The sequence below is a fragment of the Streptomyces nidicola genome, assembly GCF_050106155.1.
Classification (GTDB): domain Bacteria; phylum Actinomycetota; class Actinomycetes; order Streptomycetales; family Streptomycetaceae; genus Streptomyces.
On sequence record NZ_JBNBPI010000001.1, the window covers coordinates 9,394,936 to 9,421,596 of the forward strand.

18 protein-coding genes and 1 pseudogene are annotated in these 26,661 nt (G+C 68.4%); 11 read left to right on the forward strand and 8 right to left on the reverse strand.

Annotated elements, in window-relative coordinates; genetic code table 11:
• Nucleotides 1–122: 122 nt before the first annotated feature.
• From ACOKM3_RS42295 to ACOKM3_RS42315, 5 genes are all read left to right on the forward strand, one after another.
• Nucleotides 123–1,514 carry a flavin monoamine oxidase family protein gene (locus tag ACOKM3_RS42295; RefSeq protein ID WP_426906628.1) on the forward strand — a complete coding sequence of 464 codons (1,392 nt, stop codon included), beginning with the start codon at nt 123–125 and terminating at the stop codon, nt 1,512–1,514.
• A gap of 6 nt (nt 1,515–1,520) precedes the next feature.
• Nucleotides 1,521–2,399, forward strand: a complete 879-nt coding sequence (locus ACOKM3_RS42300) for a TetR family transcriptional regulator C-terminal domain-containing protein (RefSeq protein WP_426906629.1) — start codon at nt 1,521–1,523, stop codon at nt 2,397–2,399.
• A 188-nt stretch (nt 2,400–2,587) separates the two neighbouring features.
• A complete protein-coding gene (locus ACOKM3_RS42305) occupies nt 2,588–3,970 on the forward strand; it encodes a cation:dicarboxylate symporter family transporter (protein ID WP_426906630.1) in 1,383 nt (460 codons plus the stop codon).
• 165 nt (nt 3,971–4,135) lie between these two features.
• Entirely contained in the window at nt 4,136–5,809 is a 1,674-nt protein-coding gene (locus tag ACOKM3_RS42310) for an APC family permease (protein ID WP_426906631.1), read from the forward strand.
• A 231-nt stretch (nt 5,810–6,040) separates the two neighbouring features.
• Nucleotides 6,041–6,241, forward strand: a complete 201-nt coding sequence (locus tag ACOKM3_RS42315; protein WP_426906632.1) for a hypothetical protein — start codon at nt 6,041–6,043, stop codon at nt 6,239–6,241.
• Nucleotides 6,242–6,255: 14 nt separating this feature from the next.
• Here the strand turns inward: ACOKM3_RS42315 and ACOKM3_RS42320 are convergent, their stop codons facing one another.
• The 5 genes and pseudogenes from ACOKM3_RS42320 to ACOKM3_RS42340 form a co-directional block, all read right to left on the reverse strand.
• A complete protein-coding gene (locus tag ACOKM3_RS42320) occupies nt 6,256–7,329 on the reverse strand; it encodes a glycoside hydrolase family 130 protein (protein WP_426906633.1) in 1,074 nt (357 codons plus the stop codon).
• A gap of 87 nt (nt 7,330–7,416) precedes the next feature.
• Nucleotides 7,417–10,479, reverse strand: coding sequence for an alpha-mannosidase (locus tag ACOKM3_RS42325; RefSeq protein WP_426906634.1), 3,063 nt, complete (start codon nt 10,477–10,479; stop codon nt 7,417–7,419).
• Between the two features lie 70 nt (nt 10,480–10,549).
• Nucleotides 10,550–11,462: pseudogene (locus ACOKM3_RS42330) on the reverse strand (carbohydrate ABC transporter permease).
• The gene (locus ACOKM3_RS42335) at nt 11,462–12,376 is read right to left on the reverse strand and encodes a carbohydrate ABC transporter permease (RefSeq protein WP_426906635.1); all 915 of its coding nucleotides are present in this window, start codon (nt 12,374–12,376) and stop codon (nt 11,462–11,464) included. The pseudogene ACOKM3_RS42330 and the gene ACOKM3_RS42335 overlap by 1 nt, the downstream one beginning before the upstream one ends.
• Nucleotides 12,373–13,749: an extracellular solute-binding protein gene (locus tag ACOKM3_RS42340; RefSeq protein WP_426906636.1), complete on the reverse strand. Its 1,377-nt coding sequence runs from the start codon at nt 13,747–13,749 to the stop codon at nt 12,373–12,375. The genes ACOKM3_RS42335 and ACOKM3_RS42340 overlap by 4 nt, the downstream gene beginning before the upstream one ends.
• A 274-nt stretch (nt 13,750–14,023) precedes the next feature.
• On the opposite strand from ACOKM3_RS42340, the gene ACOKM3_RS42345 reads away from it, so the two are divergent.
• Nucleotides 14,024–15,265: an ROK family transcriptional regulator gene (locus ACOKM3_RS42345; protein ID WP_426906637.1), complete on the forward strand. Its 1,242-nt coding sequence runs from the start codon at nt 14,024–14,026 to the stop codon at nt 15,263–15,265.
• A gap of 36 nt (nt 15,266–15,301) precedes the next feature.
• On the opposite strand, the gene ACOKM3_RS42350 is transcribed toward ACOKM3_RS42345, so the two are convergent.
• From ACOKM3_RS42350 to ACOKM3_RS42360, 3 genes are all read right to left on the reverse strand, one after another.
• The gene (locus ACOKM3_RS42350; protein WP_426906638.1) at nt 15,302–15,772 is read right to left on the reverse strand and encodes a DUF3291 domain-containing protein; all 471 of its coding nucleotides are present in this window, start codon (nt 15,770–15,772) and stop codon (nt 15,302–15,304) included.
• Nucleotides 15,773–15,803: 31 nt separating this feature from the next.
• Entirely contained in the window at nt 15,804–16,487 is a 684-nt protein-coding gene (locus tag ACOKM3_RS42355; protein WP_426906639.1) for a helix-turn-helix transcriptional regulator, read from the reverse strand.
• A 125-nt stretch (nt 16,488–16,612) separates the two neighbouring features.
• Nucleotides 16,613–18,259 carry a serine/threonine-protein kinase gene (locus ACOKM3_RS42360; protein ID WP_426906640.1) on the reverse strand — a complete coding sequence of 549 codons (1,647 nt, stop codon included), beginning with the start codon at nt 18,257–18,259 and terminating at the stop codon, nt 16,613–16,615.
• 445 nt (nt 18,260–18,704) lie between these two features.
• Here ACOKM3_RS42360 and ACOKM3_RS42365 point away from each other — a divergent pair, with 445 nt between their 5' ends.
• The 5 genes from ACOKM3_RS42365 to ACOKM3_RS42385 all read left to right on the forward strand — a co-directional run bounded on the left by ACOKM3_RS42365 (nt 18,705) and on the right by ACOKM3_RS42385 (nt 26,634).
• Nucleotides 18,705–20,591 carry a stealth family protein gene (locus ACOKM3_RS42365; protein ID WP_426906641.1) on the forward strand — a complete coding sequence of 629 codons (1,887 nt, stop codon included), beginning with the start codon at nt 18,705–18,707 and terminating at the stop codon, nt 20,589–20,591.
• Nucleotides 20,592–20,667: 76 nt separating this feature from the next.
• A complete protein-coding gene (locus tag ACOKM3_RS42370; protein WP_426906642.1) occupies nt 20,668–21,657 on the forward strand; it encodes an FkbM family methyltransferase in 990 nt (329 codons plus the stop codon).
• 96 nt (nt 21,658–21,753) lie between these two features.
• Nucleotides 21,754–22,794, forward strand: coding sequence for a hypothetical protein (locus ACOKM3_RS42375; RefSeq protein WP_426906643.1), 1,041 nt, complete (start codon nt 21,754–21,756; stop codon nt 22,792–22,794).
• Nucleotides 22,791–25,664: a stealth conserved region 3 domain-containing protein gene (locus ACOKM3_RS42380; protein ID WP_426906644.1), complete on the forward strand. Its 2,874-nt coding sequence runs from the start codon at nt 22,791–22,793 to the stop codon at nt 25,662–25,664. The genes ACOKM3_RS42375 and ACOKM3_RS42380 overlap by 4 nt, the downstream gene beginning before the upstream one ends.
• Before the next feature lie 178 nt (nt 25,665–25,842).
• On the forward strand, nt 25,843–26,634 hold the full coding sequence (locus ACOKM3_RS42385; RefSeq protein WP_426906645.1) for an SDR family NAD(P)-dependent oxidoreductase: 792 nt from the start codon (nt 25,843–25,845) through the stop codon (nt 26,632–26,634).
• Nucleotides 26,635–26,661 lie beyond the last annotated feature (27 nt).

Sequence of the window (26,661 nt, forward strand, 5' to 3'; positions counted from 1 at the left end):
GGTGAATCGCAACACTGACGCGATGGTCAATCATGCGTGCGACGCACGGCATGTCAAGGGTCGCGGACGTCCCGGATCGCAATATTGACTGAGTGATCAGTCTTGCGACATGCTCTCGTGCCATGTGGGAACAGACCGAATTGAACCTGGTCGAGACCGAGGTCGTCATCGTCGGCGGCGGCTACGCGGGTCTCGCCGCGGCGCTCCAACTGCACGACCACGGCGTCGACTTCGCGCTCCTCGAGGCGGCGGACCGGGTCGGCGGCCGCGTACACACGGAGGCGCGCAGCGGCCTGTGCCTCGACCACGGAGGCCAGTGGATCGGACCCACCCAGACCCGGCTGCACGCCCTCGCCACCCGCTTCGGCTGCGCCACCTTCCCGACCTGGGAGACCGGGAAGCACATCGAGGTGTGGCACGACGGAGCCACCGTCCCCTACCTCGGGGCGGCGCCCGCCGAAGGCCCCGGAATCACCGCGTACACCCACATCACCGAAGCCGTCGACACACTCGCCCGGACCGTTGACACCGACGAACCGTGGCGCACCCCCGGCTTCGCCGGATGGGACGCGCAGACCGCGCAGTCCTACTTCCGCGCGCACACCGACGACCCGGACGCGCTGCGCCGACTCGCGCTCGCCGTCCAGGGCGTGTGGTGCGCGGAGCCGTACGAGATCTCGCTGTTCCACGTGCTCTTCTACGTCGCCGCGGCCGGCGGCTGGGAGCAGCTCATGGAGACCGGCGGCTGCGCCCAGGACAGCCGCTTCGTCACCGGCGCCGCCGGTCCTGCCCGCGCCGTCGCCGAACTGCTCGGTGACCGGATCCGCCTCGGCGCCGCGGTCCGCCGCATCGAGCACGACACCGGTGGCGTACGCGTCCACACCGCCGACACCGTGTACGAGGCCCGCAGGGCGGTCGTCGCACTCCCGCCGCCCGCGGTCCGCGCCCTGGACTTCGCTCCGGCCCTGCCGGTCAGCAGGGAGGGCTGGCTCTCGCACAGCCCGATGGGGCGCGTCGCCAAGGTCCACGCGGTGTACGACACCCCGTTCTGGCGCGAGGCGGGCCTCTCCGGCATCGCCACGCTGTACGACGAAGGGCCGCTCGGCGTCGTCTTCGACAACTCGCCCGCTGACGCGGCACACGGTGTGCTCGTCGGCTTCGTCTACGGCGACCGGCTCTCCGCCTGGAGCCGCCTCGACGACACCGGCCGCCGCGAGGCCGCCCTCGCGAGCCTCACCCGCGTCGTCGGGGACGCGGCGGCCCGCCCCCTCGACTACACCGAGAAGAACTGGTCGCAGGACCCGCACGCACGCGGCGGCTACGAGGCCTACGTCACCCCCGGCGGCTGGACCGGCTACGCACGGCACGGCTGGCGCACACCCACCGGGACGCTGCACTGGGCCGGCACGGAGACGGCTAGTGTGTGGAACGGCTACATCGACGGCGCACTCTCCTCCGGGATCCGGGCGGCCGACGAAGTCATCACGTCACTCCCGGCGCAGGCGGAAGGCTGAACCAGCATGGGCCCCGACAGCGAGGGCGAGGCAACGCTCGTCGAGCGGGCCCGCCAGGTGGTCCGCTCCGCACCCATGAGCCAGCGGGAGTTCGCCGACCGCGTCGGCATGGATCCCACCGCCCTCTCCAAGGCGCTGCGCGGCAACCGCCGCCTGCGGGACGTCGAGATCGCCGCCATCGCCCAGGTCGGCAAGGTGTCGCAGCGCTATCTGCGGACCGGCGTCGGCCGGCCACCCGCCCCTCGGCAGGGCGCGAACGGTACGCAGAGCACCCGCAGGCGCGCCGACGCCGTGGACGCCGAACTGCGCCGCACACAGATCCTGGAGGCCACGGCCCGGCTCATCGCCCGCCGGGGCTTCCACAAGGTGCGCGTCGCGGACATCGCCGAGGCCTGCGGCACCAGCACCGGCACCGTGCACTACCACTTCCCGACGAAGGACGACGCCCTGCGCGCCGCGCTCGTCTTCTACGCGGACCGCTTCCACACCCGCCTGGAAGCCGAGTTCGAGACCGCCGACAGCACCGTCGAGAAGCTGCGCCGCCTGATCGAGGTGCAGTTGACGACCACGGAGGAGGACGCCGACGAGTGGTCGGTGTGGGTGCAGTCGTGGAACGAGGCGATCCTCGATCCGAGCCTGCGCGACGGCCAGCGCGGTGTCTACGCGCGCTGGCGCGGCGTCGTCCTCGACCTGGTGCGCACCTGCCGGCGCGAGGGCATGGCCGAGGGTGTCGACGCGGAGGCTCTGGCCGCCCGCTTCACGGGACTCGTCGACGGCCTGGCCATCCAGGTCCTGGCGGGGACGGGCGACATGGACGCGGCGCGGATGCGGGAACTGCTCCTGGACGCGTTCGAGCCGTACATCAGCCTGCGAAAGGGCAGTTGAGCGCGCGGTCCGCACGCCTGCGAAAGGGTAGTTGAGCGCGCCGTTCGCACGTGGGTTCTGGAGCAATCTCCAAGATCTTATGCGGAGTTGATGTGGGGGCTTCCGCGCCGGATGGGCCTCAACGATAGTGATGCACCGCGGAATTGATCTTCCGTGATGCAGAATATCCGCCCATGTAGGAGTGCCCCATGGCGCACGCCAACGGAAACATCGCACGCCGCGCAGGCCGTCTCCTGCGCACCAGTCTCTTCGCCCAAGTACTGCTCGCCCTGCTGCTCGGCGTCCTCGTCGGACGCCTGTGGCCGGACGCCGGATCGGCCCTGCAGCCCCTCGGGGACGGCTTCGTCCGGCTCATCAAGGCGATGATCGCGCCCCTGGTGTTCTGCGTCGTCGTCGCGGGCATCACCAAGGCCGGCGACCTGAAGGCCTTCGGCCGGATCGGCGTGAAGGCGCTGATCTGGTTCGAGGTCGCCACCACCGTCGCCCTGGTCATCGGACTGCTCGCCGGCAACATCCTGGCGCCCGGCGCCGGCATGAACGTCGACCCGGCCACCCTCGACAAGAGCGCGGTCGACGAGCAGACCGGCGGCGGCCACCTCCCGTCCACCGCCCAGTTCATCCTGGAGTCCCTCCCGGACAGCGCCGTCGGCGCCTTCGCCGAGAACTCCCTGCTCCAAGTCCTCGTCCTGGCCTGCCTCGTGGGCGCCGCGCTGCTCCACCTCGGCCAGCGCAAGGTCCCGCAGATCCTGCCCTTCATCGAGCAGGCCCAGGACGTCGTGTTCACCATCGTCGGCTACATCATGAAGCTCGCCCCGCTCGCGGTCTTCGGAGCCACCGCACACCTCGTCGGCGAATACGGCGTGGGTGCGATGTCGACGTACGGAAAGCTGATCGCCGTCTGCTACGGCGTCGCCCTGCTCTTCCTGGTGCTGCTCGGCCTCGCGCTGAAGGCGGTCACCGGTCTCAGCCTGTGGAAGTTCGTCCGCTACACCCGCGAGGAGCTGCTGCTCGCCCTCGGCACCGGCTCCAGCGAGACCGTCATGCCGCGGATGATGCAGAAGCTGCGCGCGGCCGGCTGCCGGGACGACGCGGTCGGGCTCGTGCTGCCCACCGGGTACTCCTTCAACCTCGACGGCGCCTCCATCTACCTCTCCATCGGCACCCTCTTCATCGCCCAGGCCGTCGGCGTCGACCTGAGTCTCGGACAGCAGGTCACGGTCGTCCTCGTGCTCATGCTGACCAGCAAGGGCATGGCGGGCGTGCCCGGTTCGGCGTTCCTCGCGCTGTCCGCGACCGCCTCCGCCCTCGGTGTCATCCCGGCCGCCGCGGTGGCGCTGCTGCTCGGCGTGGACCGGATCATGGACTCGATGCGCGTCGCCACCAACCTCCTCGGCAACTGTGTCGCGGTGTTCGCGGTGTCGCGCTGGGAGGGCGCCCTGGACCGGGTCACCGCGAAGCGGGTGATGAACGGCGAGGAACCGGGCGCGGCGGCGGTGGCCCCGGCCGAGGGGGTGGCACCTGCCAAGGAGGTGACGCCCGCAGGCGAGTCGGCGCCCGCCAAGGACAGCTGACGCCCGGCCATCACCACATAAATCAACTCCCTTGCCGTGCCCAACATTTGGCAAAACTAGATTCATGCCGCATGGATCTCGACCGGCAGGGCAGACGGCCGCCCAGTAGCAGATCAAGCGAGCGACCTCGAAAGAGTGGGCCGCGGATCAGGGACGGATGTGGTGATGGCCACGCTGACTGAGTCTTCGGGCAAGGCACCGGAGCAGAAAACAGCGCTACGCAGAGACATGGGTCGCATCAGCCTGCTATTCGCGGGCGTGGGATCCATCATCGGGTCCGGCTGGCTCTTCGGCGCGTTGAACGCGGCGAAGATCGCCGGACCCGCCTCCATATTCTCGTGGGCGATAGCCGCCGTGATGATTCTCCTCATCGGGCTGTGCTTCGCCGAACTCGGAACCATGTTCCCGGTGTCCGGGGGAGTGGTGCGCTTCCCGCACCTCTCCTTCGGCTCCTTCGCCAGCTACACCATGGGCTGGATCACTTGGATCGCCGCCGCGACGGTGGCACCGATCGAAGTCGAGGGCGCCCTCCAATACGCCACGAAGTGGGCGCACTTCACCGATTTCCACAAGGCGAACGGCGCCTACACCCTGACGACTCTCGGCTATGCCGTCGCGGTCGTCGCCATGGCGTTCTTCGTGCTGCTGAACTACTACGGCATCCGCTGGTTCGCCCGCGTCAACAATGTCCTCGTCTGGTGGAAACTGCTGGCCATCGCCCTGGTGATCGTGGCGTTCTTCGTGACCGCATTCCACGCGCACAACCTCGGAGCCACCGAGTACGGCGGCTTCGCCCCCGGCGGCGCCAAGGGCATCTTCACGGCCATCTCCACCGCGGGCATCACCTTCTCCTTTCTGGGCTTTCGCCAGGGCGTGGAACTCGCGGGCGAGACCGACAATCCGCGGCGCAACGTCCCGTTCGCCGTCATCGGCTCCGTACTGCTCACCGGCCTGATCTACGTACTCCTCGAAATCGCCTTCCTCGGCGCGGTCCCCGAGAGCGACCTGCAGCACTCGCACGGCTGGCTCAACCTGGCCTTCGCCAACGACTTCGGACCCCTCGCCGCCATCTCCAGCGCCATCGGCCTGGGCTGGCTTGCCTACATCCTCTACGTGGACGCGGTGATCTCACCGGCCGACACCGGCCTCATCTACACCACCGTCACGGCCCGCATCTCGTACGCCATGGCCCGCAACCGCAACGCGCCCGCAGGCCTTGCGAAGACGACGCCGAAGGGGGCGCCGTTGGTCAGCCTGGTCGTGACCTTCGTCCTCGGGCTGATCGTCTTCCTGCCCTTCCCGAGCTGGCAGGAACTGGTCGGCTTCATCACCTCGGCGACCGTCCTGTCCTTCGGCTCGGGCCCGCTCGTCCTGGCCGTGATGCGCCGGCAGATCCCGGAGCACGAGAGGCCGTACCGGATCCCCGGCGGCGACATCATCCCGTTCCTCGGCCTCTACTCGGCGAACCTGATCGTGTACTGGGCGGGCTGGAACACCAACTACAAGCTGTTCCTCACCATCTGCATCGGCTTCGTCGTCCTGGCAATCCTCCAGCTGACCGACAAGGGACACGCCCCGAAGATGGACTGGAAGGCGGGCGCGAGCTGGGTGCTGCCGTGGCTCATCGGCCTCGCCGTGATCAGCTGGATCGGCGACTACGACGGCGGCCTCGGCTGGATCGGCCTCGGCTGGGGCTTCGTCGCCAACCTCGCACTCACCGCGCTCGTCTACCTGCTGGCGCTGCGCGTACAACTCCCGCGCGAGCGCGTGCTGGAGAACATCGAGGAAGCGCGCGAGGAGTCCCGCATGGAGGACGCGGAACTGGGCGCGACACACTGACCGGCCCTGGCCGAATCCCGGCCCATGCACCACGTGTGGAGGCCCGCCCGGCATCCGGGCGGGCCTCCACCGGTGTTGTGCGGTTCCTTAGATCCGCCCCCTCCCGGAAAATCGCCCAGATAGCGATATCAGTGGCAATCCCTAGCGTTACGGAATCATCACATCATCACGGCCATGGGGGCCCAGGTACGGGGCAGGCGAAAGTGAGAAGTCGAGGAAAGGAAGCCACCGATGCTGATCGTGGCTCTTTTGCTCCTGCCGGCCATGGCACTGCTCCTGCTCGGCATGGACCGCATAGAGGACCGAATGGGCGGCGCGACCCGCCCCGGAACCGGACACCATCGACTGAGTCATCTGCGCCTCGTCCACGGTGACGAGCACAGCAGCCGAGAGACGGACACCGCCAGAAAGCCCGACCGTGAGGCCGCCTGAGGTGTGCGGCACCGTCAGGCCGCGGGCCCGGGCCGCCACACCGCGACACCGAGCACCGAATCCGCCATGCCGTAATAGAGGAACCAGGCATCGCGGAACCGCACCAACCCCTCGGTGAACACCACGTGGTTGACCTGGCCATCCTGCTCGTCCGCCGACGTCGGAACGAGGAACGGCCGCTCCAGCCTGGCCACCGCCTTGGTCGGGTCGGCCGGGTCGATGAGGAGCTGCCCGGTGGAGTACTGGCCCTTGGTGTACCCGCCCTTGCCGTCCGAGCGGGCGTTGTAGACGAGCAGGATGTGTCCGTCGTCCGTGCGCAGCGGCGGCGGACCGGGCTCGATCAGGGACCCCTCCCAGGGGTGCACGGGCTTCGCCACCGGATCGTCGTTCCCGACGGTCTCCCAGTGGATCAGATCCTTCGACCGGGCCCAGAAGACATTGGACTCACCGAAGTACATCCAGTACGTGCCGTCGATGGGCGTACTGAGGACGGCACCCGACTTGTTCCAGGGCTTGTCACCATGGATCGGGTCGTGCAACTCGGGGAACAGCGGCCCGTGCTTCTCCCAGTGCACCAGGTCCTTCGACGTCGCCAGGCACAGCAGCGCGCTCGTCCCGTCGTAGCCGGTGTACGTCATGTAGAAGGTGTCACCGATGTGCACCACCCGCGGATCCTCGCACCCGCCCGGCAGCTCGTACGGCTCGCTCGGCGCGAGCACCGGCTCGGCCCTGCGCCGGAACGTGATGCCGTCATCGCTCCAGGCGAGCCCGATGCTCGACCTCTTCGCCTTGTTCTGCGCCCGGTACAGCAACGCGATCCTGCCGCCCACCACGAGGGCGCAGGGGTTGTACAGATACGCCGACTCCCAGTCGTGCGCGGGCTCGGGCCGCAGAATCGGATTCGCGTCGCTCTTGGTGAACGGCCCCAAGGGGAAGGTCGCGGGACCACGCGGGAACCGTTCGGGCTTGTCCGCGGCCGCGGCGCCGCCCGCACCGGCGAGCGACCCGGTGAGCGCCGCGCCGACCACGGTCGCCGAGGCCTTGAGCATGCCGCGACGCCCGTGCGCCTGCCGGTCGTTGTGCTCCATGTCGGATGAACCTCCTGGTCGTCGAGTTCTCGGAAGGACGGGGCCCCGCGCACACTCACGCGGGGCCCCGTCACACCTGCCGCGTACTCAGTCCTGTACGGCCGCGAGCCGCACCGTCAGGATCTGGAACGGCCGCAACCGCAGCCGCACCCCGTCGTCCGTGACCTCGCACGCGGGCTCGTCGGCGGCGCGCGGGCGCTCCAGCAGGTCCGTGGCCGTCGCCGAGGCGAGGCGGAAACCGGGGGTCAGGAGAGCCGTGGCGCGGGCGCCCCGGGACTCGTACAGGCGGACCACGACGTCGCCAGAGCGGTCGTCGGCGAGCTTCACCGCCTCGACCACCACGGCGGGGTTGTCGACGGCGACCAGCGGTGCCACCTCCGCCGAGCCGGACACCGCCCGCTCGGGCAGGTTGAGGTGGTAGCCCTCGCGGATCGCGTCGTCGACGTCCGCGCCGATCAACAGGGCGTAGCGCAGCCGGTGCGTGCCCTGGTCGGTGTCCGGGTCGGGGAAGCGCGGCGCGCGGGCAAGCGACAGCCGGACCGTCGTCGTGGTGCCGCCGTCCTCGCGGACGTCACGCGTGACATCGTGCCCGTACGTCGAGTCGTTGACCAGGGCCGCGCCCCAGCCCCGCTCGCCGACGTGCAGGAAACGGTGCGCGCACACCTCGAACTTGGCGGCGTCCCAGCTGGTGTTGGTGTGCGTGGGCCGCTCGACGTGCCCGAAGGGCACCTGCGCCGTGGAGTGCCCGGCCCGCACGTCCAGCGGGAACGCCACCTTGAGCAGCTTCTCCGTCTCGTGCCAGTCGAGGACCGTGTCGACGTCCAGCCGACGGGAGCCCGGCGCGAGCGCGAGGGTCTGCTCGATACGCGAGTCACCAAAGGCGCGCACGACACGGACGCCGCCGTCCACGACGGACACCGACTCCGCGGCCGTCAGATCCGTCACGGTGTTGCGGTAGAAGGCGTCCAGATCCCAGGCGTCCCACTGGTTCGGGAAGTCCTGGTGCAGCTGGAGCAGGTTCGCCACCGCCCCCGGCGGCAGCGCCTCCCGCTCGCCCTCGATGTCGTACGCCGAGGTGACCAGGCCCCGCTCGTCGATCACGACCCGGACCAGGCCGTTGTCCAGGACGAATCCGCCGTCCCGTGGCTGCGGGGCGACCGTGACCGACTCCGGCTCGCGGCGCACCGTCGTGCCCAGGGCGGCGGCGCCCGCGCGGGCGTGCGGAGCGGCGTTGAAGACGACCCGCGAGCCGTCCTCTGAGGCCGGCCCCGCGAGAGCGGTCTGCGCCGACGCGATCAACTCACCCAGTTCGGCGGCGACCTGACGGTACGTCTCCTCCGCCTCCCGGTGCACCCACGCGATCGACGTACCCGGCAGGATGTCGTGGAACTGGTGCAGCAGCACCGTCTTCCACAGCCGGTCGATCGCCTCGTACGGGTACGCCGCCCCCGTGCGCAGCGCCGCCGTCGCCGCCCACAACTCGGCCTCCCGCAGCAGATGTTCGCTGCGCCGGTTGCCCTGCTTGGTGGCGATCTGACTGGTGAGCGTGCCCCGGTGGAACTCCAGGTACAGCTCGCCCACCCACACCGGCGCGTCCGGATACTCCTCCAGTGCCTTGGCGAAGAAGTCGCCGGGCTTCTCGATCTCGACGCGCGCCGAACCCTCCAGGTCCGCGAGGCGCTCGGCACGCGCGAGCATCTCGCGGGTGGGGCCGCCACCACCGTCGCCGTAGCCGAACGGGGCCAGCGAACGGTTCGCCGCGCCCTTGTCCTGGAAGTTGCGCACACTGTGCGCGACCTCCGCGCCCGACAGGTCACTGTTGTACGTGTCGACCGGCGGGAAGTGGCTGAAGATACGGGTGCCGTCGATGCCCTCCCACCAGAACGTGTGGTGCGGGAACTTGTTCGTGGTGTTCCACGAGATCTTCTGCGTGAGGAACCAGCGCACCCCGGCCAGCTTCATCAGCTGCGGCATCGCCGCGTTGTAACCGAAGGTGTCCGGCAGCCACATGTCCTCGGTCTCGACACCGAACTCGTCGAGATAGAACCGCTTCCCGTGGATGAACTGCCGGGCCAGCGCCTCACCCCCGGTGATGTTGGTGTCCGGCTCCACCCACAGGCTGCCCGTCGGCACGAACTGCCCCGTCTTCGCCTTCTCCTGGGCCCGCTCGTACACCTCGGTCCGGTGCTCCTTGAGCCAGGCCAGCTGCTGCGCCTGGGACATCACGAAGCGGAACTCCGGGTGCTCGTCCATCAGTTGGGTGACGTTGGAGACGGTGCGCGCGACCTTGCGCACGGTCTCGCGCAGCGGCCACAGCCACGCCGTGTCGATGTGGGCGTGCCCGATCGCCGAGATACGGTGCTCGCCGGCCGCGGCCCCCGGGGCGAGGGCGGGGGCGAGGATCTCGCGGGCGGCGGCCGCGGTGCCGCCGATGTCCTGGAGGTCCACGGCGTCAAGCGCCGAGGACAGCGCCCGCAGGATCTGCCAGCGGCGCGGCGACTGCTCGGGCAGCTCCCGCATCAGCTGGTCGAGGACCTCCATGTCGTGGACGAGGTCGTAGACCTCCGCGTCGAAGACGGCCAGGTCGAGGCGGCGCAGCCGGTAGATCGGCTCACCGTTCGAGGCACCCTCTTCGTCCAGCCACGGGGCGCGACCGCCGAGCGGCGTGATCGCGAAGGTGCGGTCCTCGGGCCCCGAGTGCATCACGAGCGGGTTCGCGGCGGCCTCGACGTAGCAGACGAACTCCTCGCCACCGACGGCCGCTTCGGCCACCGGCAGCCAGGTGTTGCGCGGGTTCAGCGCCTTCACGGCCGTGCCGTCGGGCCGGTACGCCAGTCCCTCGGCGGAGAAGCCCGGCTCGGTGGTGCCGAAGCCGAGGTCGACGAGGGCCTCCACGCGCCGCCCGGCCCACTCCTCGGGGACGCGGCCGCTGACCTTGAACCAGTTGGTGGTCCAGGCGGGACCCCAGGGCGCGCCCACCTCGGTGGGCCGGTAGTCGGCGGCGAGGCCCTCGGCCACCGGGACGGGCTCGCCCGGCACCTGCCAGATGCCGATCTCCAGGGGGACGGAGGTGGCGTGGACGGCGGGCCGGATGCGTTCGTCGAGGACGCGTCGGAGGCGGCGCTGGACGATGTCGCGGTCGGAGTGCACAGAACACCTTTCGAAGAGCGTGGAACAGGACTGCTCGGGAGGGGAGTTGGCCCCTCCCAGGGGTGCGGACTCAGCCCTTGAGGGCGCCGCCGAGGGCGAACCCGCCGCCCAGCTTGCGGGTCAGCAGCAGGTACAGCATCACCACGGGCAGCGTGTACACGAGGGAGAACGAACGCGGCCAGCTGCCCGTACTGCGTCTGGTCATGGGCGCTGAGGAACGTGAACACACTCACCGACGCCGGCAGCTTCTCCGGCGACAGCAGCAGCACGAACGGCACGAAGAAGTTGCCCCACATGCTGATGAAGGTGAACACGGTGACGACGGTGACACCCGGCCACATCAGCGGCAGCACCACGCGGCCCAGCGACTGCATGGCGTTCGCACCGTCGATCCGCGCGGCCTCCTCCAGGACGATGGGCACCCCGTCCATGAAGTTCTTCATCAGCCAGATCCCGATCGGCAGCGCGGAGGCCGCCAGGAACAGCGTCGTCGCGAACATCGAGTCGATCAGCTCGACCTGCACGAACATGCTGTACACGGGGATCATCACGGCGGTGATGGGCAGCCCCGTGGTGAACAGCACGGTGTACAGGAACGGGCGGCGCAGCCGGGAGCGGTAGCGCGAGAGCGGATACGCGGCCAGGATCGACGTCACCACGCACAGCAGGGTCGCCCCGCCGCACAGTAGCAGCCCGTTGAGCAGCGGCCGGTACGTGGTCTCCGCGTTCATGATGGCGTGGAAGTTGTCCAGCGTCGGCGGCGAGGGCACGCTCAGCTCGAAGCTGGCCGTCGAGCTGAACGACGCGAACACCATCCACACCAGCGGCAGCACGAACAGCAGGCTGATCACCAGCAGGACGACATTGACGGCGATACGTCCGGGACGGATCCGGCGGTGTGCCGTGCCCGTCGCGGGAGACGGCCGGGCGCCGCCGTCGGCGCGGCCGGACGCGGCTGCGGGCCGCAGATCGGTGGTGGCCATCAGTCCTCCTCCACCTTGAGCAGCTTCAGATACACGACGGAGAACAGTGCGCCCACGACCAGCAGCACCAGCGCGATCGCGGTGCCGTAGCCGATCATGCTGTTCTGGAAGGCCTGCTGGTACATGAACACCGGCAGGGTCTGGCTCTTGTTGCCGGGCCCGCCGCGCGTCATCGCGTAGATGAGACCGAACACGGACAGCGTCTGCAGAGTGATCAGCATCAGATTGGTCATGATGGTGCGGCGGATCACCGGCAGCGTCACGTGCCACAGCCGGTGCCACACACCCGCGCCGTCCATCTCCGCGGCCTCGACCAGCTCGCGCGGCACCTCGTTGAGCGCGGCGGAGTACACCATCATCGAGAACGCGGTGCCGCGCCACACATTGGCGAGACACACCGCGAGAATCGGCAGGGTGTACAGCCAGTTCTGCCGCGGCAGCCCCAGGAAGCCGAGGACGTCGTTGAGCGCGCCCTGCTTGTAGAAGAACGCGTACATCAGATACCCGGCGACCACCTCCGGCAGCACCCAGGCCGCGATCACGACACCATTGGTCAGCGTACGCAGCGGCTTGGTGGCCTTCTCCGCCATGACCGCGAGGCTCAGGCCCAGCGTGTTCTGCCCGATGACGGCGGAGCCGACGACGAACACCAGGGTCAGCCACAGGGCGTTGAGAAAGTTCGGATCGTCGAGCGCCCGCGTGAAGTTGTCGAAGCCGACGAAGTTCGTCTCGGCGGCACCCGTCAACTGGGCGTCGGTGAACGCGTCGTAGACGCAGTACAGGATCGGCCCGGCCAGGAACACGGCCAGCAGGACGACCGACGGCAGCAGCGGCATCCCGCGCAGCAGTGAGCGACTCGCGGCGGCGCGCCCACCGGGAGCGGTGGAACCGGCAGTGGCGACGGCCGACTTCATCGGGCGCCCTTGACGGTGGCGTCGGGACCGACGGCCGTGGCCACATCCTCGTCATACGTCTTGGCGGCCTCGCCCACAGAGGCCTGCCCGGTGGTCACGGACTCCATGGCCTTGGTGACGGCGTTGGAGACCTGCGGGTACTTCGGCAGCGCCGGACGGAAGTGGGTGTACTTCACCAGGTCGGTGAAGAACTTGTTGGTCGGCGTGGCGCCGAGGTACTTCGGGTCGGCGGCCACGTCCGTGCGCACGGCGGTCGTGGACTCGATGATGTTCCACTTCACCGAGTTGTCCTTGTTCTTGATCGCCTTGGTGAACTGCCAGGCCAGATCGGGATTCTTGGCCTTCGACGGAATGGACCAGGCCCAGCCGCCGGACATGCTGACCTTGCCGGGCGCCTGACCGTGCTGGGTCGGCATGGCAGCGGGCTTCATCGTCTTCGCCCAGTCGGGCCACGGGCTCGGTCCGGTCTTCAGCCAGTTGTTGGCCATCCAGGAACCGTCGATGTTGATGGCGAGCTTGCTCTTCGGCAGCAGCTTCGTACCCACCTCGGTGCCCGCGTTGGGCCCGAGCGCGGTGGACTTGTCCAGGCCCAGATCCTCGTCGTACACGGTGTGCACGAACTTCAGCGCGTCCTTGAAGCCCTGCGAGCCGACGATCCACTTCTTCTTCTTGGCGTCGTACAGGGAGTCGCCGGCGGCATCGGTCCCGTACAGCAGCATCTCCAGGCCCTGCATGGTGGACTGCTCACCGCCGGCCTGACCGGTGTAGAGATTCATCGGGATGACACCAGGCAGCTTCTTCTTCAGCGTGCGCGCGGTGTCGAGGAGATCCTGCCAACTCTTCGGCTGCCAGGGCGTCTTGACGCCCGCCTTCTTCAACAGCTTCTGGTTGTACCAGATGCCCCGGGTGTCGGTGTCGTCCGGGACGGCGTACGTCTTGCCGTCGGTGGGGGAGGAGACGGCGTCCTTGGCGGCCTTCGCGAACTTGCCCCAGTCCGACCACTTGGACACGTACTCGTCGAGTGGTTTGAGATAGCCGCTCGCGATATCGGAGTTGATCAGCGCGGTGTCCTCGTAGACCAGGTCGGGCGCGGTCGATGGCGAGCGCATCATCAGCTGGATCTTCGTGTAGTAGTCGTTCTCGGAGGCCGTGACCGGAACGATCTGGACCTTCTTGCCCGGGTGCGCCTTCTCGAACGATTTCTTCATCGAGGCGAGGAATTTCTGCTGCTTGTGGTCGTTCTGGTCCAGGTGCTGCCAGTAGACGACCTTGATCGAGTCGCCACCGGCGGAGGATCCGGAACCACCGCAAGCGGTTGCGGACAACGTTGTCGCGATGGTGACGGCGAGGGCGGCGAAAAGCTTCTTGCGCAAGGGGTTCCTCCAGGAAGTGGCGGCTCGACGCCCGAGGACGGGCGCTCAACTGCAGGCGGTACCAGAGGTGTTGCGATGCACCGGTCGGGTGGCGATGCGGAAGCCACCGACGATGCGGGCGTGGTGCGCGTCGTGCGTGTTGCGTTGGCGATTACCTAAATCCAATGGATGGACTAAGTCAACGCCTGCTGCATAATCTCGACGCCGAAACCCGGTGCGCCGGCCACGAGTTGGCGAGGGCGCCGGGGCGGACTTGCCCGAAGGGGGGAACGCCATGGCGCGCAGCGGCACGAACCTGCCGAGGGTGGGTGGCTACAACCAGGCGGTGGTCCTGGCCGCCATCCGCACCAAGGGGCCGGTGAGCCGCGTCGAGTTGGGCCCACTGACGGGCCTGACCAACCAGACGGTGTCCAACGTCGTACGCCGACTGCTCGACGAGGGCCTGATCGCGGAGTCGGGCCACGCGCCCTCCAGCGGCGGCAAACGCCGCACCCTGCTCACCCCGCGCGCCGACGGTGCCTACGCCCTCGGGGTGCACCTCGATCCGGACGCCGCCGTGATCGTCCTCGTGGACCTGGCCGGATCGATCTTGCTCAGCCGCCGCTTCACGCTGCCGCGACCCAGCGATCCCGCCGAGGTGGTCGACCGGGTGGCGCGGGTCGCGCTGCGGCTGCCGGAGCGCGCCGCGATCGACCGGGGCCGGCTGCTGGGCCTGGGCATCGCGGCGCCGGGTCCGATCGACGGGGAGGCGGGCGCGGTGGTGGACCCGCCGAACTTCGACGGCTGGCGGCGCGTACCCCTGCTCGACATGTTCGCACGGGCGATCGGTATGCCGGTGGCGATGGACAACGACGCGACGGCCGCGGCGATCGGCGAGCGCTGGATCGGCGGCGAGAAACGCGCGGACGGCTTCCTCTACCTGTACATGGGCGCGGGGATCGGCGCGGGCGTGATGCTGGGCAGCCACGTCCTGCGCGGCGATTCGGGCAACGCGGGCGAGATCGGCCACGCCCAGACCGAGCCGGGCGACCGCCGCTGCGATTGCGGTAGCAACGGATGCCTGGGCCCGTACTGCAACCCCGCCGCGCTGGTCGAGGACCTGTTCACCCGGCACGGCGATGCCGCCGCGCGCCGCATCGGCCTCAGCGGCGCCCCGGACGCGGTACGCGCCGACTGGAGACTGCTGCGGCGCGCGGCGGGCGCGGGGGACGGGGCGGCCTGCGATGTGGTGCGCCTGGCGGGGCGTCGGATGGGTCAGGCGGTGCGCGGAGCCGTGGCGCTGCTCGACGTGAGCCGCGTGGTGCTGGGCGGCGAGGCGCTCGTCGGGGTGGAACTGGTGCTCGGCGAGGAGATCGACAAGGCCATCAACACGACATCCGTGGCCCGCGCGCTCGGCGGAGTGACGGTGGAACCGAGCCTGATCGGCGAGACGGCCGGGGCGGTCGGCGCCGCGTCGCTGGTCCTGCACGGGCGCTACGCGCCGGGGTGGCGGATGCTGACGGAGATGCAGGGGTGAGGAGGGGGAGCAAGGGGGCCTCGGCGTCGTGTGGCGTCAGCGGCCGGCCGTCGCGGCGGGCGCGGGGAAGGGGGCACGGAAGGTGAACGCCTCGGGCCCGGGGCCGTGTTCGCGGACGAGCGCGACCCGCTCCATGGCCTCGCCGACGCTCGGACGGTGCCCGGCGGGTACCCACCACAGGGCCTGATGTGCCTCGGCCATGCGCTGGAACCACTCGCGGCGGCGGCTCAGCACCCGCAGGTGGTCGCTGTGGTACGTGAAGGCCCGCAGCGCCTCGACCGACTCCCAGACGGAGCAGTTGATGATGACCATGTCGTCGTTGTCGTCGGGCCGGAGGTCGGTGGCGTCCGCCCCTGCGTCGTCGACCATGCGCCAGACGAATCCGGGGCTGTCGTCGGCGAGCGCGTTGATCTCGGGGAGCTGTGCGACGAAGTCGGCGAGCTCGGGTCCGGTCAGCGGGGCGACGAGGCGGCCGATGTTGACCTGCGCCAGGTGAAAGTCGGTCATGGGCTCAGCATGGCCCAGCCCGCTTCTATAGTCAACGCTCATTTGTTTTAGAAGCTTGCCCGGGATCGCGGGCGGCGTCCTGGCCGGAGCTCCGGCAGAGCGCCACACAGCATTCACCCGGGCGCGCGTCCATCACCGGCGACCACGGTGCGGGTGCAATCCCCTCCAGCAGGGCGAGATTCATCCCGCAGATGAGTGCGGGGAACTCCTCGGCCAGCGCGTGGAAGGGGCAGTTGCGCAGCCGCAACGTCTCCTCGTCCCAATAGGGTTGATAGCCGCGCTCGCTCAGCGCGTCGACCAGATCGTCGGCGGCCACGTCGGGCTGCGCCGCCCCCGCGGCCCGAGCGGCCTCCTGCAACTCCCGGTCCAGGCCCGCGTTCTCCACGGTCGAGGCGAGCAGATGGCCGACGGAATCGTAGGACCGGGGCGGGAGGGACACGGCGTGCTCACCATCCCCGCGCCGGTACACCTTCGCCGGCCGCCCGGCTCCTGGACCGGTGCGCCCGGACAGCCGCCGCGAGGACGCGACGAGCAGCCCCGCCTCGACCAGCTTGTCCAAGTGGAACGCGGCCAACGACCGGGAGACACCGACCGCCTCCGCGGCCGCGTCCCGCCCTACGTCGTCCGGTTGGGCGGCGACGTAGCGGTAGAGACGGCGGCGTACGGGGTCGCTCAGCGCGCCCACTGCTGCGAATGCGGAATCGTCATTGGTCACGCGTCGAGTCTATGACCAACGAGGGCTCCCGATAGAGCGCGAGGCGCGTGGCATGCGGCGGGAGGCGGGAGGCGGGAGGCGGGAGGCGGGAGGCGTGCGGCGCACGGTCGGGTCTGGTTGCGCCCTCAGCACACCGCGAGGCCCGGCACCGGCTGATCGTTCTTCCCGCCGGTGAGATAGACATCGCTGACGAATACCCCGGAGTTGCCGCTGTCGTCATCGGTCTTCGCCCACCACACGTTCGTCCACTCCCCGTAGGTCTCCCGCTGCGGCCGCTCGACCTGGCAGTAGAAGTAGTTGGTGCCCGGGCGGATGGTGCCGACGGGGCGGTGCCGGGAGTCGTACGAGGTGGCGGAGTGCCACACGCGGCAGTTGGACTTGCCGCCGCCGATGTGGGTGCAGGCGGGGGAGGGGGTGGCACTCGCCGAGACGCTGGGACCGGCGGTCGCGGAGGCGCTGGTGCTTGCGCTCTTGGAGGCGCTGGCAGTGACGGTCGCGGAGACGCTGGGAGTGCCGCCCGCGGGAGGTGCTGCTGACGGGGTACCGGACGCCGGGTCGGAAGGCGAACGTGACGGCGGCGCCGCCGACTCGGAGCGGTCTGCGGCGACGGCCCCCGCCGCACTCCCGCTCCCCTCCTCGCCGCCCCGGCTGGTCACGACGTACGTGGCGCCGGCCCCGACGAGCAGCGCCGCGGCGACCGCGACGGCGACGGTGCCGCGTCGCCGAGTGTCGCCACGCCGCGCGCCGACGGTCTCCGTGCCGGCCGGTCCGGGCTGTCGCGGGGGAGCGGCCACGGGGGACGCCCCGGCGGCGAAGACATGGGGACCAGGCCCCGGCACCTGCTGCACCGCCGGTGTCTCCGTCCCTGCCTCCGGCCGGCGCAGCCGCATGGTGTCGGGGGACCGGGGTGGCGGCGACTCGCCCGCGGCGGTGGCCCTCAACAACTGCGCGGCCCGCACGGCGTCGGCCCGCAGCGCCGGATCCTTGTCCAACAGCTCGGCCAGCGCGGGCGCCAGCGGCCCGGCCCGCCGCGGCTCGGGCAGCGGTTCCGTCACGATCGCCGTGATAGTCGACCAGGTGGAGGTCCGCCGGAACGGCGGCGCCCCCTCGACGGCCGAGTACAACGAGGCACCCAGCGCCCACACATCCGCGGCGGGCCCCACGTCGCCGCCGCGCGCCTGCTCGGGCGCGAGGTAGTCCAGCGAACCCACCAGCTCGCCACTGCGCGTGATGCGTGTGGCGGCCCCGTCGTCCGGCTCCTGGAGCGCGGCGATCCCGAAGTCGGTGAGCACGACCCGGCCACCGTGCTCGAGCAGAATGTTGCTGGGCTTGACGTCCCGGTGCCACACCCCGGCCCGGTGCGCGGCCGCGAGCGCGTCCAACACCTCGGCGCCGATCCGGGCCGTCTCCACGGGGTCGAGGGGGCCACGCCGCTGCAACAGTCCCTGGAGCGACTCGCCGTCCACCAGCTCCATCACGATCACCGGACGGCCCTCGTGCTCGACGACGTCGTGCACGGCGACCACCCCGTGATGCCGCACCCGCGCGGCCGCGCGCGCCTCGCGCTCCATCCGCAACCGCTGCTCGGCGGGATCGGGCCCGTCGGCGCCGTCGAACGCCCGAAGCTCCTTGACGGCGACCTCGCGCCCCAGCCTTTCGTCGACGGCCCGCCAGACGGTCCCCATCCCGCCACTGCCGAGCCGCCCGACGACGCGATACCGCCCGGCGATCACCCGCCCGCGCCCCGCGCCGCTCGCCCGCTCGTCCCCCATGGCCCGCACTCCACCCGTCTCCTGTCGGCCCTTCAGGTTCCTGCCATTCCCTCAGGCCCTGCCAACTTCAGGACCACCGTAGACACCGCGGGGCTCGGCGGGTACACCGGGCCGAGGGTTCGTCCGACGTTTCGGCAGTGAGCTTTTCTTACTCGTTTCGAGTGTTTCTGTTACGTGAAGACGCCGAGAAGGCCGCCCCGGCGATCATTCTTGTTAGCGTCACGTCAACCCAAGAGTTCGTCGTGTCGCACGAGAGGAGGAATGGAATGAGCATCTTTCTTTTGTGCTCGACGACTCCTCCTGCGATGGATTCACCACTTCATGCCTCCATGCCGGTCAACCAGAGACCGGTCCAACAGTGTTGAAACTTTTCGGCTGAAGGAGATGACCTGCTCAGGCTCTCCCCACGTCGCTTCTCCTACAGTCGTCCGAGGGGGTCGCGACAGTGGCCGGAATTCAGGCCCAGGGATGTGCAATGTCGAAGGAAATCCTGTCGAAGCCCAGCGCGCCGTCCAGCGCGCAATTCCGCACCGGCCCTCCCTCCCGAGCGCTGCGCACGTACCGCAGACTGATTCCGCTGCGCCTGCGTCGCGTGGTTCGGGCCAGGGTCGGCATTGAGGAGTGGGAACGGCTTCGCCAGCAACTGGAGCGACCCGCCGTCGCGGCGCGAACACTGCAGTGGCGTCGGCTGTCCGCCCGGCTCGAGCTCAAGGGATTGCTCGGCGACGGCGGTCACGTCCCCGTACGAACCGAGGCCGGCGTACGGATCGCACTGCAGCGCCGGGACATCACCCCGATGCAGGCACGCGAGCACAACCTGCACACCGTACTCGGTGCACTGCGAGAGGCCGGAGTGGACCACTTCATGGTGCGCGGCACCATGGACGCTGCCTCCACGGTGGGAATTTGCTCCGAGGACCGGACACGAGCCGAACAGGCACTCCGCGCACTCAGCGGACAGATCCCCCTCCAGCTCACCTGGGCGACAGGCGGACAACAACTCCAGGAGCAGGCAAGCGAACCGGTCTGTGCAGCGAGCGGATGGCGCCGTGCGGCCACACAACAGGTCTTCCGGGTATTTTGCTACTTCGCGAACTCGGCATCGGCCGAGCTGCTCCTCGGCCCGAAGTTCGGTTGTGACATCGAGTTGTGGACGCCCTCCGAAGACGGCACCGAACTGGTGGCGCCGCGGCACAACCTCAGCTGTGAACGGATCAGCCGACGGGAGCCCGCCATCCAGCGCCCCGGCCGACACTTCACGCGGTTCGCCTCGGAGCACACCCGGCCACAACTCGCAGAGGTTCCCACCCGACGGGCATTCGCCGAACCACTCCCGGACGATGTCGACTTCCCGGTGGACGTGGTCTACACATGGGTTGACGGGTCCGACCCGCAGTGGCAGCAGAGACGCGCGGCGGCCGTGGGCGAGCCATACCACCCAGAGGCCGCCAACGCCGCCCGTTACCTCAACCGCGACGAACTGCGCTACTCGATGCGCTCACTGCATCTGTACGCGCCGTGGATCCGGAACATCTACATCGTCACGGACCGACAGGTCCCGAGCTGGCTGAACACCGCACACCCTCAGATCCGCGTCGTCGATCACCAAGAGATCTTCACGGACCCTGACGTGCTCCCCACGTTCAATTCGCACGCCATCGAGAGCCAGCTGCACCACATCGACGGTCTGGCCGAACATTTCATCTACTTCAACGATGACGTCTTCCTCGGACGCCCGACCCTGCCGCAGGACTTCTTCGTCGCCAACGGACTGAGCCGCTTCTTCCCCTCCAAGGCGCTGCTGCCGCCCGTCGGGAGCAGCGGCGCCGACGACATCCCGGTGTCCGCCGCCGGCGTCACCAACCGGCATCTGCTGGCAGCTCGATTCGGCAGCAGCATCACCCGCAAGATGAAACACACCCCCTGCGCACTGCGACGCAGCGTGCTGCAGGACGTGGAGCAGGTCTTCGCAGAAGCACACCAACGCACCGCCGCGCACGCCTTCCGCAGTCCCGACGACATCGCCATCACCAATTCGCTGCACCACTACTACGCCTTCCACACCGGCAGGGCCGTGCCAGGCGCCATCCGCTACGACTACGTGGACATCTCCCAGCCGCGGGTTGCTTCCCGGCTACGGCGTCTACTGGCCCGCACCCACCTGGTGTTCTGCCTCAACGACACCGTGACCTGTGAGGGCGAGGCGCACGCGAGCACAGCTGTTGTGCAGGAGTTCCTGGACAGCTACTACCCCACGCCCAGCCCTTATGAGCTGCAGCTCGAGCGCTCGTCGCCGCAGCAGGTGCCTGTCCGGGTGCGCTCGACGTCCTGAGCCGCACGACCACCCGATACAGAGGCGGACCCGCGTCTTCGCGGGTGCTCCCATCAGCAGAAAGAGAGATCTCTCGATGCCACTCGTCGTCACACTTCCGCGCAACGCGACGGCACTCGACCAAGCAGGCCCGTATCCGCGTGCGTTGAACTTCATGAGCCGGAAACAGACGGCCGTGCAGCGGCAGTTGCGTCGATCCGGGCTGGCCGGCTACGAGCCCCTGACACAGGCAACCCTGATGGCGGTCGCCCACCGGGCGCCCGAAGGCAGCGCGGTCTACGACGTCGGCGCGCACATCGGCGTGTACGCAGCCCTCATCGACGCCGTCTACGGCCGCAGGCTGTCGGTGCACGCCTTCGAACCCGCGCCGCAGACGTCCGGGATCTGCGCGGCCATCCGAGACATCAACGGACTCGGGTTCGAGATTGTCCGTTCCGCCGTCTCCGACACACCAGGCAGCGCGGAGCTGTACCTCTCGCTCAAGGCGGAGTCCTCCAACTCCCTCAATGCGGCCCACCGCCGACACACTGAATCGGTGACCGTACCTGTCACCACGTTGGACGACTTCACCGAGGAGCGCGTCGCCCTGCGCCCACACCTGATCAAGATCGATGTGGAGACGCTGGAAGGGCAGGTTCTGGCGGGTTCGCTACGAACAGTGCAACAGCATCGCCCGTGGATCGTCCTGGAGATTCTTCCCAGCTCCGACCATGAGTCCCTGGCCCGAAGCCTCAAGGCGGTCACCGAGCTCGGATACGGGCTCTACCCGATCCAAGCCGAAAGCCCGTGGATCGGACGGCACCCGGAGAACTACCGCACGCACGTGAGCAGCCACGGTCGCGACTGGCTGCTCGCGCCGGAGCCGCTGACGTACGACTTCCATCGCACGATGCGCACCTGGCTCAGGGCGATCCTGGAATGCGACGAGCGCACAAACCTGGAGCTGCCCGGGGGCTCTTCGTTCCCCGCAGGGTGGAACGCCCCCTACTCGTTGCCGACGGTGCCCCGTAAGCGTTCTCTGAAAGCCTTGGTGCGCGGTCAGCGTCGGCCCGTGCCCGCAACCTAAAGAGGTCTGATTGGCTGATTGGGTGTACTGGTCGCCCGGCATGCCGAGCACGCAAACCTCCCAGTCAATCGCACATGCCTACCTACACTGTCATTCATGGGAGAATCCAATAAGGGTGCGTCCCCGACGGGTGCATGGCGGATGCGTGAACTGGCTGTGGGGCGTTTCCTGGTACGGCGCGGACATCGACTGAGAGCCGCCCTGAAGAAACGTCGCCGCCAAAAAGCCGTGAGTGAAACCCGCGTTAATGCGGACTACTTGGAAATCCTCGACGGCAGAACCCTCAACGTTCTCGTGAAGATGCCGACGGTAACCGGACCAGAGGAACTGTCCGCGGCGCTTTCCGTGGCTCGAGGAAGCGAAGAACACCGGTTTCCTCTGGATGTCGAGACGCAGCCGAACGGTGAAGTATGGGCGAGCGGACTGGCGCCACTGGAAGACGGCATCACTGAAATCTCCGAGGGCCTCTGGGAAATCGGCCTCACACTCACCGGTCAGTCGGCCACACCGGACACGGCAACACGACGGCACCCCCTGGCCGTCCCAGAGGTCCGGGCACTCGCCGGCGGCCCGACGCAACCATTCGCTGCCAGCAAGACAACCGGGCGATCCTATGCGGTCGAGAATTCGAAGGGGCTCGGGATGCTTCGAGTGCGCGCGGCGCGACCATGGGCCGAAGTCACCAGCGTGCGCATGGGCTTCACCGAAGTGGAGGTCGTCGGAAGGCTCCTGGCAGTCAATCGGCTGGGGAGCGGGACGCTGCCGGTTGCCGTCGCACGCCGCAATGGCGAAGGCGCCGAAACGGTGCTCGCCGAGGTCGCGGACGGAGTTTTCCGCTACACGCTTCCTCTCGACGCCATGGCCGAGCACGCGCAGGCGTCGGACCAGGAACAGATCTGGGACTTCCGCATAGGAGAGCAGGAAGGGCACACTTTCGTCCGAGTGGGGCAATTGCTCATTGACGCAGTTCGCCCGCGCGCGATCCTCACAGGCGGTCAGCAGTTGATCGTCTCGCCTTCCGGGAAGCAACTGCGCGCCCGTTACTACTACACGCCGGCCGGGAGTCTCGCCTTCGCCTGCTCCCTCATGCGGCCCGCCCACCAGGTTCCAGTCGCTTCCGCGGGAGACCCACAGTGAAGATTACGTTCTTGCTGACTTCGGCCGATGGTCTGGGAGGCACACAGTGCGCCATTTTGACCCAAGCGAGCGGACTTGCGCGCCGTCACGAAGTGGAAGTCATCGGGGTGTTCCGCACCGCTGACGAGATTCCCTTCGAGATCGATCCACGGATCAAGGTGCGTCACCTCGTCGATGACCGGGGAGAGGCACAACGCCCGCTGGAGAACAGCACTCTCGACGAGGCCGCCTGTTCGGCTCTGCAGCGGACTCCAAGCCGCTATGTGGAAAGACGATGGGAGCCGGCCTTCAACGCGCTGGCTGACGCGGAAGTGGCCTACGCGCTGGGGCGGCTCGACTCGGAGATCCTCGTCACCAGCACGCCTGCTCTCCTGGCGTACGCAGCGCAGCTGACCCCGGCACATGTGGCGCTCGTCGCCCAGGAGCACCGCATCTCCGAACTCCGCGGAGCCACGGGGGAACCGCTGTTCCGCTTCGCGGCGCAAGTGGATGCCCTGGCACCCCTGACGCAACGATCGGCCGACTGGTTCTCGTCGGGCCTGGGGGAGAACGCCCCCGTGATCAGGCCGATGCCCAACTCGTTGCCCGATGGCTACCGGCCGCGCGCTTCACTGGATGAGAAAGCGATCATCTGCTTGCGCCGACTGGTACCGGAGAAGCAGGTCGAGCACGCCATCGAAGCGTTTGCGCTGGTGCTGCCCGATCACCCGGAATGGGAGCTGCGCATCTTTGGCCAAGGACCCGATCTGCCGAAGCTGCGCAGGTTGGCTCAGAGCCTCGAGGTACAGGACCGAGTGCGCTTCTACGGGCCGACCTCCCATGTGGCGGAGGAGTTCGCCAAGGCGAGCATCTCCCTGCTCCCGTCGAAGATCGAAGCCTGGGGACTGGTCATCATCGAATCCTGGGGCGCGGGAGTCCCCGTCGTCTCTTACGACTGCCCGACCGGACCAGGGGAGGTGATCACCGACGGTGTCGACGGGCTGCTGGTACCTGCGGATGACGCGCACGCACTGGCCGATGGGATGCGGCGTCTGATGGAGGACCCGGACACCCGGCATCGAATGGGCCGTGCCGGCCTCGAGTCCGTGAAGCGCTACTCGACCGACGCCGTCGTGGCCGAGTGGGAAGTCCTGTACGAGAACGTCCTGGCGGCCCGGCGGGCTCCTGGGTACGCTCGGGCGAAGGCCGACCGCGTCGCGGCCCATCGTGCCTCCACAGGGGGTATGGGTTTCGCCCCCGCCGTCGCCCCCGGTGAGCGGCAACTTGCCGACCACGACATCAATGCGACGGAGCAGCAGTGGATGACGGCCCGTCCCGAATTGGTGCGCTCAGGAGGCAGAGTCTCACTCGTCAGTGACCGGATGACGCCCGCCGATGTCCGGGATGCCAATCTGCAACTCGTCGCCGACGCCCTGACGGGGGCAGGGGAACCGTTCACGGTGCTGCGTGGGTCGCGTTCCCGGCACCGCGTCATGGTGACTGCTGATCGGTTCGGGGCAGCGTTGCGGACGCTGGCGGACCGGTTCGAAGCGGAGCCTGTCTACGTCGAACAACTCGACGCCCGCGGGAAACCCGGTGGAGTCGCGACCGCAGGTGCGCTGCCCACCATGGATCGTTCAGGAGTCAGCGGCTTTCGGGTCTTTCGACAGGTTGTCACCCCCAGCGGCACAATGCGAATGGGGCCCAGATACGGCTGCGACGTGGAGGTGTGGGGCGTCGATGCCGAAAGCGGCACACTGCAGCCTCCGCCGTCAGTAGCCATCGGTCACGCACTGTCTCCCGAGGCGCAGAGGCGGGCAAGTTGCCGGGTCGGTGAGCGTGAATACCCTACTTTCGAGCACTACACCCGCGACGACATGGACGACGTAACGTTCCCCATCGACGTCGTCTACAGCTGGGTCGACGCCGACGATCCGAAATGGCGGCTGCGCAAGGCAGAGGCCATGGGACTGTCCGAGTCCCCTCGGCAGGCAAGGGAAGGCGCGTCGTCGTCCACAGCAGCCGCACGCTTCCGCTCTCGCGACGAACTGCGCTATTCGCTGCGGTCATTGTCCATGTTCGCCCCCTGGGTGCGACATGTTTACGTGGTCACGGATGATCAGCGTCCGGAATGGCTGAACACCGAGCACCCAGGAATCACTGTGGTGGACCACCGCGAGATCTTCCCGCGGGCCGAGTTCCTGCCCAACTTCAACTCGCATGCCATCGGGAGCTGTCTGCATCGCATCGAAGGGCTCGCCGAGCACTTCCTGTACTTCAACGACGACGTCTTCCTCGGGAAGCCGCTGGGGGAGAAGAACTTCTTCCTTTCCAACGGTCTGGCCAAGCACTTTCCCTCGCCGACCGTGATTCCCTTCGGTCCGCCCGAAGACCCGCAGGCATTCCACTTCCTGGCGGGACAGAACGTGCGCAGGCTGTTCGAGAAAGAGTTCGGCCGGACACTCGTCCACTCCTTCAAGCACACTCCGCATGCCTTGCGGCGATCCGTGCTGGCGGAGATGGAGGAACGCTGGAGCGACGAGTTCGCGCGCACGCGCAGCAATCAGTTCCGGCGGGCGGACGACCTTCAGATCGCCTCGACGGCCCACCACTACTATGCGTATCTCACCGGACGCTCGGTTCCGGGCAAGCTCTCGAGCGGCTATCTCGACGTCGGGCGCCGCCAGGATCACCCCTTGCTCACCCAGCTGCTCACCAAGCGGGACCGAGACGTGTTCTGCCTGAACGACACGCACGACAGCGAGCTGCCGGCCAACGTCCAAGAGGCAGTGCTGCACGCGTTCCTGGAGAACTATTTCCCGATTCGCAGCCCGTACGAGCGGGTGGGCTGCAGTCTCAGCGAGCCTCGTTCACCCGTGGCGCAGGGGTGACGGAACCGGATCATCGAAGGCGGTGACATGACGAAGCCCCTCGTCACGGGTGTAGTGACTCGACCACGCCACCGGTGGCTGAGGGGCTGCGGTGTTTCGGATTCCGGTTGATGCGGCGATCGCACTCTTCTCACTGAACTTGGTGTGAAAAGGCACTGTTTCGGGTTTACTCGGCGTCATGGATGAGCGGGTGTCACCGGTGCGCGGGGCCGGATTGCTGGCCGGGAAAACAGTGATGATCTCGGGCGCGTCGAGCGGTATTGGAGCGGCTGCTGCACGGTTGTTCACGGGCGAGGGGGCGGCCGTGGTCGTGATGGCGCGCCGTGAGAACGAGCTCAAGGAGCTCGTGCTGGAGATCGAGGCGTCGGGCGGGCGAGCGACCTGGAGCGTCGGCGATGTGACACGGCCCGAGGACGTCGATCGGGCGGTGGCCATGGCTGTCGAACGTTTCGGAGGCTTGGACGGCGCGTTCAACAACGCCGGGTATGCAGGCGTTGTCTTCGGCCCCTTGCACGAACTTCCCCAGGAAGACTTCGATCGCATCATGGATGTCAACGTGCGAGGGACGTGGAACTGCCTGCGCAGTCAGATCCCCGTCATGCTGGCCGCCGGTCATGGGGCTGTCGTCAACACCGCCAGCTCGGCGGGCCTGATCGCCACCGGTGCACCATCCCCCTACGTTGCGGCGAAGCACGCCGTCCTGGGGCTGACGAAGGCGGCGGCCGCCGAGTACGGAGCGCACGGTATCCGGGTCAACTCCCTCGTCGTGGGCACCACGCGCACGGAGATGATCAACGCGGCGGTAGAGGCCGAACCGGCGCTGAAGGAGGCGTTCGTGGCGCGTCAGATTCAGAGGCGAATGGCCGAGCCGCATGAGGTGGCGGAGGCAGCACTGTGGTTGCTGAGCGACCGGTCCTCGTTCGCTACGGGCAGCCACGTGGCTGTGGACGGCGGCATCCTTGCCACCTGAGGCGACTCTGCGCTTGGCACCTTCCTC